The sequence below is a fragment of the Vibrio sp. Y176 genome, assembly GCF_033438945.1.
The window spans coordinates 1-656 of sequence record NZ_JAWOQS010000640.1 but is presented as its reverse complement, the minus strand read 5'-3'; the positions used below and the strand labels follow the sequence as shown (position 1 = coordinate 656).

The 656-nt window shown below is 52.3% G+C and carries 1 pseudogene; it reads left to right on the top strand.

The features are described from left to right. Window positions 1-656 (top strand): annotated as a pseudogene (vopQ, locus tag R7O13_RS27810) (type III secretion system effector VopQ); the annotation flags it as partial.

Sequence of the window (656 nt, the reverse complement as noted above, 5' to 3'; positions counted from 1 at the left end):
GTTTGGAAAACCAGTATCCGGGTAAAATGGACGGTTTCGGCGCGCAGTTGTTGGAAATGGGAAAAGAGAAGCTGAAAGGCTCGGGTGTTAACGCTGCCATCAATTTGGCGTTACCCGGCGTAGGCTTACTCGTCGCCACAGGGCGTGAACTTCATAAAGCGTCCGTCAATGGCGATGCCGAAGCGTATCATCATCAACTCGAACAAATCTCGCAGTTGCCGGGAAGAGATCAGCGCTTATCGATGCCAATGCAACAAACGTTAGCCATTGGTCACGCGATGTTGTCGGCTGAGGGCGCAGTTGGTGCTACACTTGGCATGGCGACAGGTGGTTTGGGTACGTTTGGTGTAAGCTCCGTGGCGACGGCAGGGGTTACGCCGATAGCAAAAGAAGCCATTGGAACTGCTTTAGCCACTGGCATTATCAGCGGCGGGGGCTTTGTTGCTGGCCAAGCTGGGGCGTATGGCTTAAATAATGAAGTGCAAGACCAACTCAAACAAGGGCCAATGTCTGGTGTGCTGCCACGTTTGGAAATTTCAAACGTGAAGGGCGATTTCACTTTTAGCATGCAAGAGCCGGCGGCAGTTCGCGCACTGATGGCGTATCTTGGTCCTAAAGAAGATACGTCAATGAGCTCACCTCAAGCGCCAAAAGAA